The sequence below is a fragment of the Embleya sp. NPDC025285 genome (assembly GCF_055558835.1).
Map to the genome: position 1 here is coordinate 1 of NZ_JBVHLU010000065.1, position 16,537 is coordinate 16,537.

At 72.3% G+C, this 16,537-nt stretch carries 11 protein-coding genes; 6 read left to right on the forward strand and 5 right to left on the reverse strand.

The genetic code is table 11. The features are described 5' to 3' along the window. Nucleotides 1-301 precede the first annotated feature (301 nt). Nucleotides 302-1,885: an MBL fold metallo-hydrolase gene (locus ACZ4FV_RS33895; RefSeq protein WP_402230274.1), complete on the reverse strand. Its 1,584-nt coding sequence runs from the start codon at nt 1,883-1,885 to the stop codon at nt 302-304. A 466-nt stretch (nt 1,886-2,351) separates the two neighbouring features. Here ACZ4FV_RS33895 and ACZ4FV_RS33900 point away from each other — a divergent pair, with 466 nt between their 5' ends. Continuing rightward, nucleotides 2,352-4,091, forward strand: coding sequence for a fatty acyl-AMP ligase (locus ACZ4FV_RS33900; protein ID WP_465324056.1), 1,740 nt, complete (start codon nt 2,352-2,354; stop codon nt 4,089-4,091). 74 nt (nt 4,092-4,165) lie between these two features. Continuing rightward, nucleotides 4,166-4,462, forward strand: coding sequence for an acyl carrier protein (locus ACZ4FV_RS33905; RefSeq protein ID WP_465324058.1), 297 nt, complete (start codon nt 4,166-4,168; stop codon nt 4,460-4,462). A gap of 140 nt (nt 4,463-4,602) precedes the next feature. On the opposite strand, the gene ACZ4FV_RS33910 is transcribed toward ACZ4FV_RS33905, so the two are convergent. The 4 genes from ACZ4FV_RS33910 to ACZ4FV_RS33925 form a co-directional block, all read right to left on the reverse strand. Continuing rightward, complete coding sequence (locus ACZ4FV_RS33910) at nt 4,603-6,720, reverse strand: radical SAM protein (RefSeq protein WP_465324060.1); 2,118 nt, start codon at nt 6,718-6,720, stop codon at nt 4,603-4,605. Nucleotides 6,721-6,772: 52 nt separating this feature from the next. Further along, nucleotides 6,773-7,879, reverse strand: a complete 1,107-nt coding sequence (locus ACZ4FV_RS33915) for a DUF8094 domain-containing protein (protein WP_402230264.1) — start codon at nt 7,877-7,879, stop codon at nt 6,773-6,775. 210 nt (nt 7,880-8,089) lie between these two features. Then, complete coding sequence (locus ACZ4FV_RS33920; protein ID WP_395868007.1) at nt 8,090-8,449, reverse strand: hypothetical protein; 360 nt, start codon at nt 8,447-8,449, stop codon at nt 8,090-8,092. 42 nt (nt 8,450-8,491) lie between these two features. Beyond that, nucleotides 8,492-8,881 carry a hypothetical protein gene (locus ACZ4FV_RS33925; protein ID WP_395868009.1) on the reverse strand — a complete coding sequence of 130 codons (390 nt, stop codon included), beginning with the start codon at nt 8,879-8,881 and terminating at the stop codon, nt 8,492-8,494. 469 nt (nt 8,882-9,350) lie between these two features. Between ACZ4FV_RS33925 and ACZ4FV_RS33930 the strand changes: the two genes are divergently transcribed. The 4 genes from ACZ4FV_RS33930 to ACZ4FV_RS33945 all read left to right on the forward strand — a co-directional run bounded on the left by ACZ4FV_RS33930 (nt 9,351) and on the right by ACZ4FV_RS33945 (nt 16,413). Beyond that, nucleotides 9,351-11,654 (forward strand): TOMM precursor leader peptide-binding protein, encoded by a 2,304-nt coding sequence (locus ACZ4FV_RS33930; RefSeq protein ID WP_395868011.1) that lies wholly within the window; start codon nt 9,351-9,353, stop codon nt 11,652-11,654. Nucleotides 11,655-11,787: 133 nt separating this feature from the next. Continuing rightward, nucleotides 11,788-13,347 carry a SagB family peptide dehydrogenase gene (locus ACZ4FV_RS33935; protein ID WP_465324064.1) on the forward strand — a complete coding sequence of 520 codons (1,560 nt, stop codon included), beginning with the start codon at nt 11,788-11,790 and terminating at the stop codon, nt 13,345-13,347. Next, nucleotides 13,331-14,146, forward strand: a complete 816-nt coding sequence (locus ACZ4FV_RS33940; RefSeq protein ID WP_395868014.1) for an HlyD family efflux transporter periplasmic adaptor subunit — start codon at nt 13,331-13,333, stop codon at nt 14,144-14,146. The genes ACZ4FV_RS33935 and ACZ4FV_RS33940 overlap by 17 nt, the downstream gene beginning before the upstream one ends. After that, entirely contained in the window at nt 14,143-16,413 is a 2,271-nt protein-coding gene (locus tag ACZ4FV_RS33945) for an NHLP family bacteriocin export ABC transporter peptidase/permease/ATPase subunit (protein ID WP_395868016.1), read from the forward strand. The genes ACZ4FV_RS33940 and ACZ4FV_RS33945 overlap by 4 nt, the downstream gene beginning before the upstream one ends. Nucleotides 16,414-16,537: the final 124 nt, after the last annotated feature.

Below are 16,537 nucleotides of genomic sequence, written 5' to 3' on the forward strand. Positions count from 1 at the left end.
CTACTACCGGGACGGATTCACCCCGGACGCGGTCCGCGGCCTCGGTTGGCCCGGCGGGGCGTCCGAGTTTGGCGCGTGGGGGGGCGGGGGGGTTCACACCCGCCTCTTGTTCCCCCTCCCCCACCAACCCCGCAACACCAACACTCCCCCCCCCCCCCCCTTCCCCCCCCCCCCCCCCCCCCCCCCCCCCCCCCCCCCCCCCCCCACCCCCCCTGTTGACCTTGTCCCCCCCCTCGTGTGTGCGGGTCGGCGCCGGGTCAGGACTCCCGCGCACGCGGGCGCCGGCCGGCACGCCGGGACGTCACCAGCGCCACTCCTGCTGCCCGAACAGGTGCCCGGCCTTGATCCCGTGGTCGGCACACCAGGTCAGGAACTCGTCCACCTGCTTGAGCTGGTAGGTGTCCTCGTTGTAAGTGGTGGCCATCACGTGACCCAGCCAGCTCTCCTCGCCCATGGCGTAGACGTACGCCTCGTTCGCCCCCAGCTCGGTCATGATCGCGGCGGCCTGCTCCGCGTTCGAGCCGGACAACTTGCGGGACTTGCTCATCTTGCGGGTCACCGGCTTGGTCAGCAGCGCCTGGTAGAGCCAGGTCAGCGGCGCGCCGTCGCACTCCATGCCCAGGAACGCGTAGTGCGCGGTGCCCAGGTGGTTGCGCACGTGCCGGTAGAGCTGCGGGTCGATCCCGGAGGAGTCCGCGCCCACGTACGCGGTGCGTCCGGCCAACTCCACCCAGTACGTCGACTTGCCGCGAATATCCAGGTCGCAGTGCTCGCCCAGGAACGGCGTGGCGACCACCTTGCCGCCCGGGAACGGCACCTCCTCGAAGTCGTCGACCTCGATCACGGGAAAGCCCATGTGCCGCAACATCAGCGCCATGGAGGGATCCTCGAGGTTGCCGCGCGAGGGGCGCGGGACCACGATCGCCCCGACCCGACCGCGCAGTTGCAGCAGCGTCTCCAGCACGATGTGGTCCTGGTGACCGTGGGTGATCAGCGCCAGGTCGATCCGGTCCGGCAGGTCGTCCAACGTGTACCGGTCGCCGGCGGAGCTGTCCGCGCTGATGAACGGGTCGGTCACGATGGCCGCTTCGGGGGTCTGCAGCACCAGGCACGCGTGCCCGAAGTAGCGGATCCGGCCGCCCGCCTCGATGTGCCGATCCTCGGACAGACTGGGCCGGTCGCTGAGCAGCGTGCCCAGTTGCACGGCCTGGGCGTCGTCGAGTTCGAGCGCCTCGCGCAGTCGACCGAGCGTGCTCGCCGTGGTGCGGGCCCGGAACAACTCCTCGAGACCGGAATGCCGGAAGGGGATGGGCAGTTCCAGCACGTCAGGTCCGGGCAGCCGGGGCGTGCTCAGGATGAACGGCCGTTCGGTGCCCGGCTCCAGCGAGAGCTGCACCGACTGCCGGGATTCGACGTACGCCTCGCTCGCGTAGGCCAGCGGCTCGATGAAGCGCACCGAGGCCTGGTTGTCGGTGTCGTAGGCCAACTCGACCAGGCCGCCCAGCTCGGGCGGGAGTTTGGGGTACAGCGGGGTCAGGTCGAACCCGGTGGCGTTGGCCCGCAGCAGCTCCTGCGCCTCGGCCACCGCCGCGGCCAGGCGCAGCATGTCCGCCCGTTCCCGCTTGATCGTCTCCAACAACTCCTTGACCTCGGCGGAGCGTTCCGCGCCGATGTTGACGAAGTAGCCGCCGCGCAGCGCCGGGTTGTCACTCGCGGCGATGTGCACCTGGGGCGATTGCACGTACGACTCCAGCATCGGCACCTGGAGGTAGGCCAGGTTCATCGCCGCCTGGATCGGCGCCACCGTGTGCAGCCAGGCGTAGAACCTGTCCACGAGTGGTTCGACGATGACCTTCGAGCGCAGGAAAACAGGTGTATCCGTCATCTGGGCACTCCGCTTCGAGGAGATCCGGGGAAATGGACGACCCTGGCGGGCAGACCAGGCAACCATGGCGTGCGTGCGCCGCGTCGTGCGCCGCTCACGGCGGCGCGACCGGCGCCATCGGCGGACATCCGACGTCGGCCCTGGACGAAGGCGCCCGGGCAGAAGGGTGATGCGGGCACCGCCGCTGCCATTTTCGGACCGGCCGGGCGGACGGACAACCACACCGCCTCGTACAGGCGTTCAACTGCGGCGGCGCACCGGTTGAACGCCCGGACCGGCCGGGCGCCCGGGGCCGCGGTGTACCCGCCGCCGCGGCCGGCCGGCCTGTCCGCCCCGTGACGGCGCCGGTAGTGTCCGGTGGCCATGGACCGGGGTGCCGGGGCGCTCGCTCGTGCCCTCGTCCGTTCCCGCAGCACGCACCTTCCCATGCCCGAGCACTTCCGCCCGGCCGCCGAAGGACACTCGCATGATCGATGACCTGGACCACGCGCCGGATCTGGTAACGCTGCTGCGCCGGCACGCGGCGGAGCGGCCGCAGGCCGAGGCGGTCGCCTTTCTCGCCGATCCGGACGATCCGGTGGGCGGATTGCGGCGCCGGAGCTACGCCGAGTTGGACCGCGAGGCCCGCGGTCGGGCCGCCTGGCTGCAACAGCACCTCGCGCCGGGCTCACGGGTGCTCCTGCTGCATCCCAACGGTCTCGAATTCGTCGCGGCCTTCCTGGGCTGCCTGTACGCCGGGATGATCGCCATCCCGGCTCCCCTGCCCGGGCGCTACCGGCATCAGCGGCAACGGCTCGTCGGGATCGCGGCGGACGCCGGGATCGGCGCCGTGCTGACCACGTGCGCCGACGCGGCCGAGGTGCGCGAGTGGCTCGCCGGCTCGGGAACAGCCGACGTCCCGGTCGTCGCCGGCGACGAACCGGGCCTGGCCGACGACGCGGACGCCTGGACACCGGTGCCGCTGGACCGATCCACGACCGCTCTGCTGCAATACACCTCGGGCTCCACCGGCAGTCCCAAGGGCGTGGTCGTGCGGCACGGCAACATCCTGCACAACGCCCACGCCGGGATGCGCGGCATGACCTGGCCCGAGGACATGCGGCTGGGCGGGTGGTTGCCGCTCTACCACGACATGGGACTCAACGCCCAGTTGTTGTGGGGTCTGCTGGCCGGCGGCAGCGCCGTGCAGATGCAGCCGAGCGCCTTCGTGCGACGCCCGTTGCGCTGGTTGCGGCTGATCGACGCGTACGGCGTCAACGTCTCGTTCGCGCCCAACTTCGCCTTCGAGCTGTGCCTGCGCAAGATCGGCGAGGCGGATGTGGCCGGTTTGGACCTGTCCCGCTGGGATGTGGCGGTGTGCGGCTCGGAGCCGATCGACCCGCGCGTGCTGGCCGCGTTCGCGCAGCGGTTCGCCCCGGCGGGCTTCCGGCCGCAGTCCCTGCTGCCCGGCTACGGCCTGGCCGAGGCCACGTTGTACGTGTCCGGGCGGCGCGGACGCACGCCGCTGACCACGCGCGTGGACCTGGGCGCGCTCGCCCGGGGCACGTTCGTGCCCGCGACGCGGGGTGGGGCCACGCGCGAGGTGATCAGTTGCGGCCCGCCCACCGAGGCGTGCGAGATCCGCGTGGTGGATCCGGACTCGCGCGAGGTGCTGCCCGAGGGCCGCCTGGGCGAGATCTGGGTGCGCGGTCCGGGCGTGGCGGACGGCTACTGGGGACACGGCGACGGCGGCGGTGTGTTCGGCGCGCGCACCGCACTCGGCGAGGACGGGGACTATCTGCGCACCGGCGACCTGGGAGTGCTCCACGACGGCGAGTTGTACGTACAGGGCCGCCTCAAGGACATGCTGATCGTGCACGGACGCAACGTGTATCCGCAGGACGTGGAGCAGGAGTTGCGCGTACATCATCCGGAACTGGGCCGGGTGGGCGTGGTGTTCGACACCGGCACCAACGGTTCGACCGCCGGGTCCGCCGAGGTCGTGGTCACCCACGAGGTGACCGGGGTACCCCGGGAGCGCCTGCCCGCGCTCGCGGCCGCGATGCGGCACACCGTGGGCCGCGAGTTCGGCGTGCGGGTGGGCACGGTGGCGCTGCTCAGCCCGGGCACCGTGTTGCGCACCACCAGCGGCAAGGTCCAGCGCTCGGCGATGCGCGAGTTGTTCCACGAGGGCAGGTTGGCCTCGCTCTACCGGGATCCGCAGTAGCCATCCGCGCCGGCGCGCCGGATCGGATCGGTCCGATCCCCGCGCCGCGCACCGCCGTGACCAAGGAGCCGCACATGCCCGCTTCTCCCGCGCACGTCCTGCGGGCCGAATTGCAGAGCTGGCTCTGCGGCTTTCTGGCCGAGGAGTTGAAACTCTCACGCGATGCGATCGATCCCGGCACGCCGATGACCGACTACGGCCTGGACTCGGTGGCCGCTTTGTCCGTGCTCGCCGAGACCGAGGAGCGCGTGGGTTTCGAGATCGAACCGGACGCGCTCTGGGAGTGCCCGACGGTCGCCGCGTTCACCGAGTCGTTGGTGGGCCGGATGGTGGCTGCGGACGCGACGGTCGGCGGCGACGGGCCACCGTGAACAACACGCCCAGCAACATGCCACCGACCACGCAGACCACCACGCCCGCCCGGGTGTCGAGCATGAAGGCCAGGACGATCGCGGTGGCGTAGAGCATCGGGGCGGCCACCCGCACGGTGCGATTCATGACTGCCTCGATCTCATCGGAGCGTGGAGGCCGGCAGCGGCCGGTCGGCGGATCGGGCGGTGGTCGCGCAGTCGTGGATCGGCCGGCCGCTGCCGTGCCACACGGACAGGGCGTACGCGCTGAACGGGTAGTGCATCCGGGCCTGCGGCACCGCGACCCGGCCCCGGACCGGACCGGGGTCCGTGTCGGCATCGGCGTCCACGCCGAAGCCGGCGTCCGTGTCGGCGGCGATCTCGTCGTCGGCCGGGGGGACGTCGCCGTGCTCGCGCAGGATTGCCCACAGCGCACCGGGCACCGCGAACTCGTGCGTCTCGGCCACCTTGTGGATGCCGGCCCGGAACACCGCGGCGGCGGCCAGGTCCAGTTCCGTCACCCGCTCCAGGTCCGCGCGCCCGGGCAGCCGGGCCGCCGCGACCGGGTCCGCGCCCAGACGCTCGTAGAGGAAGTCCACGGCCGCGTGCGCGTGTTGCCGGGCACGGTCGGGGTTGCGCACCATGCGATGCAGGATCGCCTGGTAGTGCACCTCCTCGTGGATCAACTCGTCGCCGAGTTCGGCGTACAGCGCCTCGCGCGGGAAACGCTCGGGTTCGCGCCACGAGCGGGTGTAGTCGCCGAACCAGTACGCGGCGATCGGGTCGGGGCCGCCCGTGCGCAGGTGTTCGCCCAGCGCCGCGACCAGGTCGACCGTGCGGGTGCCGGTGGTGTGCGCCAGCACGCGCAGGGTGCAGCGCAGCAGGCACTTGTGGAACAGCGTGAGCGGGATGCGCAGTTCCATGCCGCGCAGCCAGTCCTCGAAGTCCATCCGGGCGTGTCCGGTGACCACGTCGGCGATCAGGTCCGTGTTGCCCGGGTCGCACGGCATGCGTCGGGTGGTCAGCGCGTGCTCGTCGCGAAAGCGCGCGTGGGTGTAGTCGGTGTTGTTGAGCAGCAGCAGCGGGTAGACCACCGGTGATCCGCCCGCGGCGACCGCCTCCTCGACGCCGTCCAGGTGGGTGGCCAGCGATTCGCCGGGCAGGCCCCAGATCAGATCGGTGTAGGTCGGGATGCCCCGGTCGCGGAATTGCCGCTGCATGCGCCGGTAGTTGTCCACCCGGATGTTGGTGCGGTTGGCCAGTTGCAGCACCTCGGCGTCGAAGGACTGCGCGGACAGCGTGATCGCGCCGGTCAGGCCGGCCCGGTGCAGGATCGAGGCGATCTCCACGACGCGCCCGTTGGTGTTCTTGGCCCAGTTGGTCATCACCAGCAGCCGTTTGCGGTGCCGCGCGCACAGCTCCACCAGGTGCCGGGCGATCTCGGTGTCGCGCGGGAGGATGCCGAAGTTGGCGTCGGCGATGAACAGTTGGGTGCCGTTGCCGGCGTGGGTGACGATCCGGTCGAGTTCGGCTCGGATGCGCTCCAGCGAGTATTGGCGGACCTTGGAGTTGGTGGCGCCGCCCCAGTAGCAGAACGCGCACGAGTACGGACAACCCCGGTTGGTCTCGTAGACGATCATCCGGGACGCGGCCAGGTCCTGGTCCGACCACACGCCCGGGTCCAGCAGCGGGGAGGGGAGCGCGTCCAGGTCGCTCACCCGAGGCGCGTCGGCGGTGTCGATCGGGCGCCCGTTCGGCCCGGGCCGGCTGATCCCGGGGATCGCGGCCAACGCCGCGCCGAGCATCGGGTCGGCGAGCGGGGCGTCGGGATGCGCGAGGAAGGCCCGCAGCAGGTCCCGGAAGCGCAACTCGCCCTCGCCGTGCACGAGTACGTCCACCCAGGGCGCCTGGGCGAACAGCTCGCGCTGCTGGTGGGTGACGTCGTTGCCGCCGACCACGATCCGACAGCGCGGCCAGCGCTCCTTGACCCGCCGGGCCAGCTCCAGGGTGCGGGCCCGGTTCCAGAAGTAGACGGTGAAGGCCACCACGAGCGGGTCGTCGAGGCTGTCCAGCACGGTACGGGCGGCGCGCGCGTAGGCGCCGCCGCCTTGGAGGTGCACGTGCTTGTGGAAGCTCGTCGCGGCGGCCAGCCCGGGGTCGGCCTGGGCCGCCGCCTGGAGCTGGCCGAGCACGGCGCTGTAGCGGACGCCGGGCATCACGGTCAGCTCGACCAGGTGAACCTGGCGGCGACGGGCCGGTGCGGCGGGCGACGGCGACATCCGGGGAGCCTCCTGCTGGGGTCGGTGACGAAGCGGACGGGCCGACGGGTGCTCAGGTGACCGAGAGGGCGTAGTCGCCGTAGGCGATCAGTTGCACGCCGGTGCCCGGGGTGGCGGCCGGCGGGATGTGGCTGAGCGAGACCACCAGGCGGTCGACCACGTACTGCGGTGCGCGGGCCCCCTCGGGACTGCCCGCGAGCGCGGCCTCGCGGCTGCCCGCGTCCAGCGGTACGCCGTCCTTGCCGCCGGCGGCGGTCATCGTGTCCCGGACCTGGACGGCGGTGAAGGCGAGCACGCCGCCGTCGCGGGTGCGCAGCAGGAACGTCGGGTAGCGCGGCGCGTCGGTGGGGATCACCCGCTCCAGCAGGGCGCCCTTGGCGCGCAGCGCCTGCACTCCGGCGGTCCAGCCGCCGGTGAGCTGCCCGGTGAGCGTCTTGGTCGGCGACAGCGGCACCTTGGGGTCGCGCTTGCCCTGGGCGTAGTCCTGGTACGCGCGCCCCAGCGCGGCCGGATCGGCGAGCAGACCGGCGCTGTCGGCGACCGCCGGGGCGCCGCCGGTGGCGTCCTGCTCCAGTTCGGGGATCTCGGAGCGGTCGGTGACGAACGGGTAGTAGGCGACCTTCCACGGCGCGTCCTCGCGCTCCTGCACGAACAGCAGGTACTTGGGCGAGGGGGAGACCGTGTCGGACTGGAGCAGTTGGGTGATCGCGACGAAGAACTTCGGATAGCCGGTCAGTCGGGGGAAGACGAACCTGGGCTGCACGTATCCGGTCGTGGGCACCACGACCGCCTGGGTCTTGGCCACCTGGAGTCCGGCCTTGCTGCCGGTCGAGGCGGGGGGCATTTCGATCGCGTCCACCGCGGCCGGGTCCAGGCTCGCGTTGATCCGGGTGTTGGCCGCGGCGTACTCGTGCAGCAGCCGGGTGGCCTGTTCCACGCCCACCGGGGGTGCGGCGCCCTGGGGTGTGGCCGGTTTGGGGTCGGCGGGGGTGTCCCCGCAGCCGGCCAGCACGGCGCCGGCGACCAGCACGGCCGCCACCAGCGTGGCCAGTCGGCGGCGAACGCCCGAGGCCGCCCGGCGGGCGTCGCCGGGCGTGGAGGTGACGCGCACCGGAAGGGGGCGCGGTGCGCGCACATCCGGCGCGGCTGGTCCGGGCATCTCTCTCCGCCTCGGGTCGGTGGAACGGGGCGGTTCCGACGCCGCGGGAGGACGACTCCCGGGGCGCCGGAACCGGCTGTACGGACAGCGGTGGATCAGGCGGTCCCCCACGTGCCGCTCGGGTGCGGATGCGGGCGATCGCGTGCGGGTGCGGCCGATCGGCACTCGATCGGGCGCCGATCGGTGCTCACCCGACCGAGCGGGCGTCGATCAGGTGCTGGTGCAGCACGGCGAGCAGGAACAGCTGTACGCGTCGCCGCCGGCGACCGAGTCCAGGTCGGCCTCGGACAACTCGCGCGTCTCGAGCAACGGCGAGTCCAGTACCCACAGTTCGTATCGACCGGTCTTGGCGCCCTCCGCCCAGGCGTGCACCTGGGCCTCCAGGTCGGGCTCGCCACCGGCCTCACGGATGATGCTGACCGTGGCACCGGCGGGTAGCTCGAAGCCCATTTCCGCGAGGGCGGCTCGCGGGTCCGATTCCAAGCGGGCCGCGTAGTCGTCGTCCGACCACGCCGAGGTCAGCACCTTGGCGTAGAAGCCGACGAACGCGGCTCTTTCCCTGGGCTCCATGCGAGCCTTCCTCTCCGCGACGTCGGTCGGGTGCGCTGCGGATCAGGTGCAGCAGCAGCACGGAGAACAGCAGCAGCAGTACGTGGTGTCGTCGGGGTTCTGCGGCGAGTCCAGGCCGCCGCCGGCGACGGACTCGAGGTCGGCCTCGGAGAGCTCGCGCATCTCGATCTGCGGCGAGTTGGGCACCCGCAGCTCGTACGAGTTGGTCTCGGCGCCGCTCTCCCACAGCTCGACCTGGCTGTCCAGGTCCGGCTCGCCGCCGAGGTTGCGCACGATGCGCACCGTGGCGCCGGCGGGCAGTTCCAGGCCGTGCTCGGCCAGCGCGGAGCGCGGGTCGTTCTCGAGCCGGGCCGCGTACTCGTCGTCCGACCAGGCCGCGGTCAACACCTTCGTGTAGGACCTGACGAACGCGGCCCTGTCCCTGGGGTCCATCCGAATCTCCTTCATGGGGTCCGACTTCGGGTCGTGCAGCAAATTCCGCGCCGATTCGAATCGGTCCGGAATAACGACGTCCCACCTGCTCGGCGCCTGTTCACGCCCGGTTTCGGATCGACGTCGGCTGCGATACCGGAAGCATGCGGAGGCGGCCGGTGGCCCGTCAATGCCCGAATTCATAATTACCGGATCCCATGATTAGGGCGCCCCTCCCCCACACCTCGACCCTCACCTCCCGCAGGTCAAAGCGCCGGTCCGGGAAGCTAATCGAGACACCCCCCAACGTTAGGCGGCACCCCCCGATAGGGATCCGAGGGGCACCCCCATGCCCGAGTGCACGACCACCGGAGAAACAGCGGAGAATCGCCGAAACGACCTTGTCCGGGCGTATCGGCGGCGGCTAAGAATTACCGGCAGCAGCCGTCGACGCCGCTCGTGGAATTTCGACTACGCCGGGAGAGAATTCGTGGACCTGCCTCGTCTCAAGGCACATCTCGTCGCTCGCGCCTTCGGTCCCGACCGGGTCTTCCTCGTCTGCGAGGACGGCCACTACCTCGTGCAGGGCAAGGCGGTCACCGCCGTGTTGCCGTATCTCGACGGCACGCACACCATCGCGGAGATCACCGAGAAGCTGGCCGAACGCTTCACCATGGGTGAAGTCGTCTTCGCCGTCTCCAAGTTCCAGCGCTTCGGACACCTGGTGGACGGCGCGGTGGGCGAGGACAGGGCCACCGCCGCGGCCTGGGAGGGCCTGGGACTGGACGCCGCGACGGCGCTGCGCCGGCTCGGCGAGGCGCGGATCGAGGTGGCCGCGCTGGGCGCGGTGGACGCCGCCGCCGTGGTCGCCGCGCTGCGCGAGATCGGCGCGACGGTGACCCCGGTGACCCCGGCCGAGGTCGGCGCCGGGGCGAGTGAGGGACGGCGCGGACCGGACCTGACGGTGGTGCTCACCGACGACTACCTCGACCCCCGACTGGACGCGATGGACGCCCGGTTGCGCGCCGAGGCACTGCCGTGGCTGCTCGCCAAGCCCACTGGGGCCGAGGTGTGGACCGGCCCCTACCTGGTCCCCGGGAAGACCGGCTGCTGGCACTGCCTGGCCCACCGGCTGGCCGGCAACCAGCAGGTGGAAACCTTCCTGCGGCGGCGCGACGACGGCACCGTCGCGGACGAGCCGATCCGCACGTCGCTGGCCGCCACCGCGTGGTCGGTGGGCCTGTCCGCGCACCTGGTCGCCGCGGCCGCCGCCGAACTGCTGGCCGCCGGGCGCTCCGACCACGAGGGCGTCCTGGTCTCCCTGCACGTTGCCGGCCGGCGCCTGGAACAACATCGCCTGATCCGCCAACCCCAGTGTCCGGCCTGCGGCGACCCCACGCTCCTGCTCGACCGCGACCCCAGAATCGAACTCGCGGACCAGCCGGTGGTGTTCGACGACGAGGGTGGCCACCGCACGATGCGCCCGGACGACACGTTCAAGCGCCTGGAGAAGCACATCAGCCGGCTGCTGGGCGCGATCAGCTCGCTGCGCCTGCTCAACGACGTCGACAACGGCGTCACCTTCAGCTACTCGGCGAGCCACAATTTCGCCGTCCCCGGGCACAACATCGCGATGTTGCGGCGCAACCTGCGCGGGCAGAGCGGCGGCAAGGGCCGCAGTGACGTCCAGGCGCGGGTCAGCGGGGTCTGCGAGGCGATCGAGCGCTACTCGGGCGTATGGCGCGCGGACCGCACCACCGAGCCGGGCTCGTTCGCCGAACTGGGCCCGGACCTGGCCGTGCACCCCTACGACCTGTTGTTGTACTCCGACAACCAGTACGAGACGCGCGAGAGGTGGAACCGCGAATCGGCCGGGCGGCTGCACCTGGTGCCCGAGCGCTTCGACGAGGACCGGCGCCTGCAGTGGTCCCGCGCGTGGTCGCTGACCGGGGACCGGCCCCGCCTGGTGCCGGCCGGCTACTCCTGGTTCGGCCACCCCGACCTGCACGAGCACTTCTTCTGCTTCAGCGACGGCAACGGCAACGCCTCCGGGAACACCCTCGAAGAGGCGATCATGCAGGGCCTGTTCGAGAGCTGCGAGCGGGACGCGGTCGGCCTGTGGTGGTACAACCGGGCGCTGCGCCCCGGTTTCGACCTGGACTCGCTGCGCGAGCCGTACGTGGACACCCTGCGCGAGTTCTACGCCGGGATGCAGCGCACGCTGGAGGTCGTCGACATCACCACCGACCTGGGTGTGCCCACGTTCGCCGCGGTCTCGCGGCGCACCGACCACCCGGTGGAGGACATCCTGCTGGGCTTCGGCGCGCACCTGGACGTACGGATCGCGGTGCTGCGCGCGCTCACCGAGGTCAACCAGTTCCTCCCGGCGGTGATCAACCGCAACCCGGACGGCACCACCAAGTACTGGGAGGACGATCCGCACACCCTGGCCTGGCTGCACACCGCCACCGCCGAGCGCGAGCCGTGGGCGCTGCCCGCGCCGCACCTGCCGGCCACCACCCTGGCCGGCTACGGCACCCTGCACAGCGGGGACATCGCGCGCGACATCCGCAACACGGTGGACCGGCTGCGCGCGGTCGACCTGGAGGTGATCGTGCTCGACCAGTCGCTGCCCGACCTGGAGTTGCACGTGGCCAAGGTGATGGTGCCGGGGCTGCGGCACTTCTGGCGGCGCCTGGGTCCGGGCCGGATGTACGACACGCCGGTGCGGCTCGGCTGGCTCGACGCGCCCACCCCCGAGGCCGAGCTCAACCCGTACAGCGTCTTCTTCTGAGCACCCGGGCGGCCCGGGGGCGCGGCCTCGTCCCGCGCCCCGGGGCCGGCCGGCTCCGGCCTCGCGCCCCGGACCGGCCGCACCGCCCGCCCCGGCGCGGCCCTCGTACGGCCCGACCTGCCCCGGAGGTTCCATGACCAGCCTCGGCACCCCGCCCGCGGCGGCGGTCGCCACACCCACCGAGTCCGCGCCGGTGGAACGCATCGCCCTGCATCCCGGCGCCCGGGTGAGCACCGCCGCGGACGGCGCGACGCTGCTCTTCCTCGGCCCGCGCGGGCTGGCACTGGGCGTGCTCACGCCGGGCGTCGCGGCGGCCGTCACGCTGCTCGCCGCCCATCCGTGCGTCGAGGACGACCTGCATCAGGTGGTCATCGCGCGCGAGGGCGAGGCGGCGCTGCTCAAGCTGCCCACGCTGCTGCGCCGGCTGCGCACCGGCGGCTGGCTGAGCATCCGCCTGGAGGCGGCCGGCCGGCCCCTGCTGACGTTGCGTCCGCTCGCGCCGCCGGCGCCGCAGGCCGCGCGCGGCACCGCCGCCGTGGACCGGACCCGGCTGCGGTTGTCCCGCTTCGCGGTGCTGCGCCGCGACGGCGAACACACCGTCCTGGAGTCGCCGTTGGCCCCGGTCGCCGCCGACCTGCTCGACCCGGCGCTGGCCGCGCTGCTCGCCGGCCTGCCACACCGGCCCGCCGAATCACCACCGGGCGTCGGCCGGGCGCTGGACCTGCTGGCCCGACACGGCCTGCTGGTGGATCCCGAGACCGAGGACGCCGATCCGGACCGGGCCCAGTGGTCGCCGCACGAGTTGTGGTTCCACGGCCGCACCCGCGCCGGGCGCCACGACCTGCCGTACGGCGGCACCTACTGGCGGGCCGCCTCGGCGCCGCCGCTGCCCGCGGTGCGCCCGGCGTTCCCCGGCGACGCGATCGACCTGCCGCGCCCGGACCTGGACGCGGTGCGCCGCACGGACCCCACCCTCACCGAGGTACTGGAGGGCCGCCGCTCGATCCGCGCGCACGACGACGCGGCGCCGCTGACCCTGGACCAACTCGGCGAGTTCCTGTACCGCACGGCCCGCAACCGGGCGATCTTCCACGAGGAGCGCCAGGAGATCGGCGACCGCCCCTACCCCTCGGGCGGGCGCTGCCACGAGTTGGAGCTGTACCCGCTGATCAACAACGTCGAGGGCATCGAGCCCGGGCTCTACCACTACGACCCGCGGGAGCATCGCCTCGAACGCGTCGCCGAGCCCGGCCCGGCGGTGCACCGGCTGTCCGAGGTGGCCCGCGCCACGTCCTTGATGACCGCGCCGCCGCAGGTGGTGCTGGTGGTGAGCGCGCGCTTCGGCCGGGTGATGTGGAAGTACCAGACGATGGGCTACGCGCTCGTGCTCAAGCACGTGGGCGTGCTCTACCAGACCATGTACCTGGTGGCGACCGCGATGGGCCTGGCCGCGTGCGGGCTCGGCGGCGGCGACTCCGACATGTTCGCGCTGGCCACCGGCAACCGGTGGGAACACGAGGGCAGCGTCGGCGAGTTCCTGCTCGGCACGGTCGGCCCCGAGCCGCACCGGGTCGAACCCGATCACGTCGAATCCGATCACCTCGACCCGGATCGCGTCGAGCCGCACCGGGTCGAGCCGCACCACCCCGAGCGCGCGGGCCCGATGGGAGGCCGCGATGCACTTTCGTCGTGAGGCCCTGGAGGCGCTGAAGGCACCCGAGGAACTGGACGCGCCGATCCGCCTGGCTCGCCCCCGCGCGTGGGCCCTGCTGCTGGCCCTGGCCCTGCTGGTCGGCTGCGCCGCCGGGTGGTCGGCGACCGGCACCCTCCCCCGCAAGGTGAAGGTGCCCGGCATCCTGACCCACCCATTGGGCGTCTCGCGGGTGCAGAGCCCGCAGACCGGCCTGGTGTCCAACCTGTTCGTGGACTCGGCGACGCTGGTGCCCAAGGGCACCCCGGTGTTGTCCGTGGTCGACCAGCAGGGTGCCACCCAGATCGTCCGCGCGCCGTTCGCCGGCCGGGTGATCGGCGTCCTGGTCTCCAGCGGCCAGTACATCTCGGTGGGCACCACGTTCATGACCGTCGAGCGCACCGACGCCAACGACGACCGACTGCTGGCCACGCTGTTCGTCTCGCCGCGCAGTGCCGGCATGTTGCGCCCGGGCACCCAGGTGGACGTGTCCGTCCAGTCCGCGCCCTCCCAGGCGTTCGGACTGCTGCGCGGCCGGATCACCGCGATCGACCAGTTCCCCTACACCGCCCAACAGGTGACCGACTTCCTCGGCGGCGACCAACAGGCCGCGGCCCGATTGTTGTCCGCCGGCGGCGCGGTCCGGGTCACCGTCGACCTGGAGACCGATCCGCGCACACTCAGCGGCTATCGGTGGACCAACAAGTCCGGTCCGCCGTTCCGGATCGACTCGCAGACCCCCATCACCGGCTTCGCCCGCCTGCCGGGCGAGCGCCCGCTCGATTGGCTGCTTCCTGGATGACCACCACCTCGCCCCCGCCGGCCGGGGCACCGACCGGACCTCCCGCCCCGGCCGAGCCCGGAAGACGCCGCCGCGAGTCCGGCGAACGCCGGACGTCGGTCCGCACCCCCACGGTCATCCAGTTGGAGGCCGTCGAATGCGGCGCCGCCGCGCTGGCCATGGTGCTCGCCCACTTCGGGCGTCACGTGCCGCTGGAGGAACTGCGCCACGCGTGCGGCGTCTCCCGGGACGGCGCCAAGGCGGCGAACCTGCTGCGCGCCGCGCGCGCGTACGGTCTGACCGCGCGCGGCATGCAGATGGAGACCGCCGCGCTGCTCCGCGGCCGGCCGCCGGCCATCCTGTTCTGGAAGTTCAACCACTTCGTGGTCTACGAGGGCCCGGCCCGCCGGCTCGGCCGACCGGTGATGCGCCTCAACGACCCGGCGCAGGGCCGCCGGGTGGTCACCCTCGAGGAGTTCGACGCCGCGTTCACCGGCATCGTGCTCACCTTCGAGCCCGGCCCGGACTTCCGCCGCGGCGGGCACTCGCCCCGACTGCTCGCCGACCTGCGGGCGCGCTACCGCAGCAGCGGCGGCGCGCTGCTGCTCGCGCTGCTGGCCAGCCTGCTGCTGATCCTGCCCGGGCTGGCCGCGCCCGCCTTCACCCGGGTGTACATCGACCGGGTCCTCACCGGCGGCGACCACTCGTTCCTGCCCGCGCTGCTCGCCTCGATGGGGCTGGCGGCGGCGGTCACGGTCGGGTTGACCATGCTGCAACAGGCCCACCTGTTGCGCGTCGAGTCCGCGTCCTCGATCCGCAGCTCGGTACGCGTGGTGCGCCATCTGCTGCGTCTGCCCGTGGTGTTCTTCACCCAGCGCAGTCCCGCCGAGATCGGCAAACGGGTCTCCTCGAATGCCACGATCGCGCAGATCCTGTCCCGCGACGTGGCCACCACCGCGGTCAGCACGCTCCTGGTGCTGGTCTACGCGGGCCTGTTGTGGACCTACGACGCGCAGCTCACCGTGGTCGGGGTGGGCGTGGCGATGCTCAACATCGTGGTGCTCAAGCTGGTCTCGCGGATGCGCACGGACACCGTGGCCCGGCTGCGCGCGGACCGCTCCGGCCTGGTCGCCGCCTCGTACAACGGCCTGCAACTGATCGAGACGCTCAAGGCATCCGGCGCCGAGGGCGACTACTTCAAGCGCTGGGCCGGGTTCCAGGCCCGGGTGGTGTCCGGACAGCAGACGCTGGGCGCGCCCACCTCGATCCTGGCCGTGGTCCCGCCGCTGCTGGCCGCGGTGGACAGCGGCCTGCTGTTGTGGATCGGCGGACTGCGGGCGATCGACGGGCACATGTCGATCGGCCTGCTGGTCGCCTTCCAGACACTGGTCAACTCGTTCAGCCGACCGGTGGCCCAACTCGCCAACCTCGGGCCGCGCCTGCAGGACGTGACCGCCGACCTGCACCGGCTCAAGGACATCGAGAAGTTCCCGCCCGCACCGGAGTTCCTGGAGGACGAACAGGCCCGCCGGGCCCGGTTCGGGAACGGGCACGACACCACCCCGGTGCTCGCCGGTCGGGTCGAGCTCTCCCATGTCACCTTCGGCTACAGCCCGTTGGGCAAACCGCTCCTGGACGACTTCTCGCTGCGGGTGGGCCCGGGCGAGCGGGTCGCGCTGGTCGGCGGTTCGGGCAGCGGCAAATCGACGGTGAGCCGGTTGATCGCCGGCCTGTACGAGCCGTGGACCGGCGAGTTGCTCTTCGACGGCCGGCCGCGACGGGACTATCCGCGCGATGTGATGGGCACCGCGGTCGCGTTCGTGGACCAGGACATCTTCCTCTTCGAGGGCACCGTGCGCGACAACGTCACCCTGTGGGACGACTCGATCCCGGACGAGGCGGTGGTGGCCGCGCTGCGCGACGCGGCCGTGTACGACGTGGTCGCGGCCCGCCCGGGCACCATCCACAGCCCGATGGCCGAGGGCGGCAAGAACTTCTCCGGCGGCCAGCGGCAGCGCCTGGAGATCGCCCGCGCGCTGGTCCGCAATCCCAGTGTGCTGGTCCTGGACGAGGCCACCAGCGCGCTGGACGCGCAGACCGAGGCGACCATCGACGACAACCTGCGTCGGCGGGGCTGTGCGTGCGTGATCATCGCGCACCGCCTGTCCACGGTGCGCGACAGCGACGAGATCGTCGTGCTCGAACAGGGCCGGGTCGCGCAACGCGGCAGCCACCACGCGCTGGCGGCCGTCGCCGGGCCGTACGCCGAACTCATCCGCGACCAGTAGGCGCCGGCCGAGGCGCGGTTCCGCCGGCGCCTCGGCCGACCCATCGCCTTCGACGCCGTGCCCGTCACGGTCGCCGGCAACGTCCCCGGCACCGGACGCCATCACCCGCACGCCTTGCCCGCCG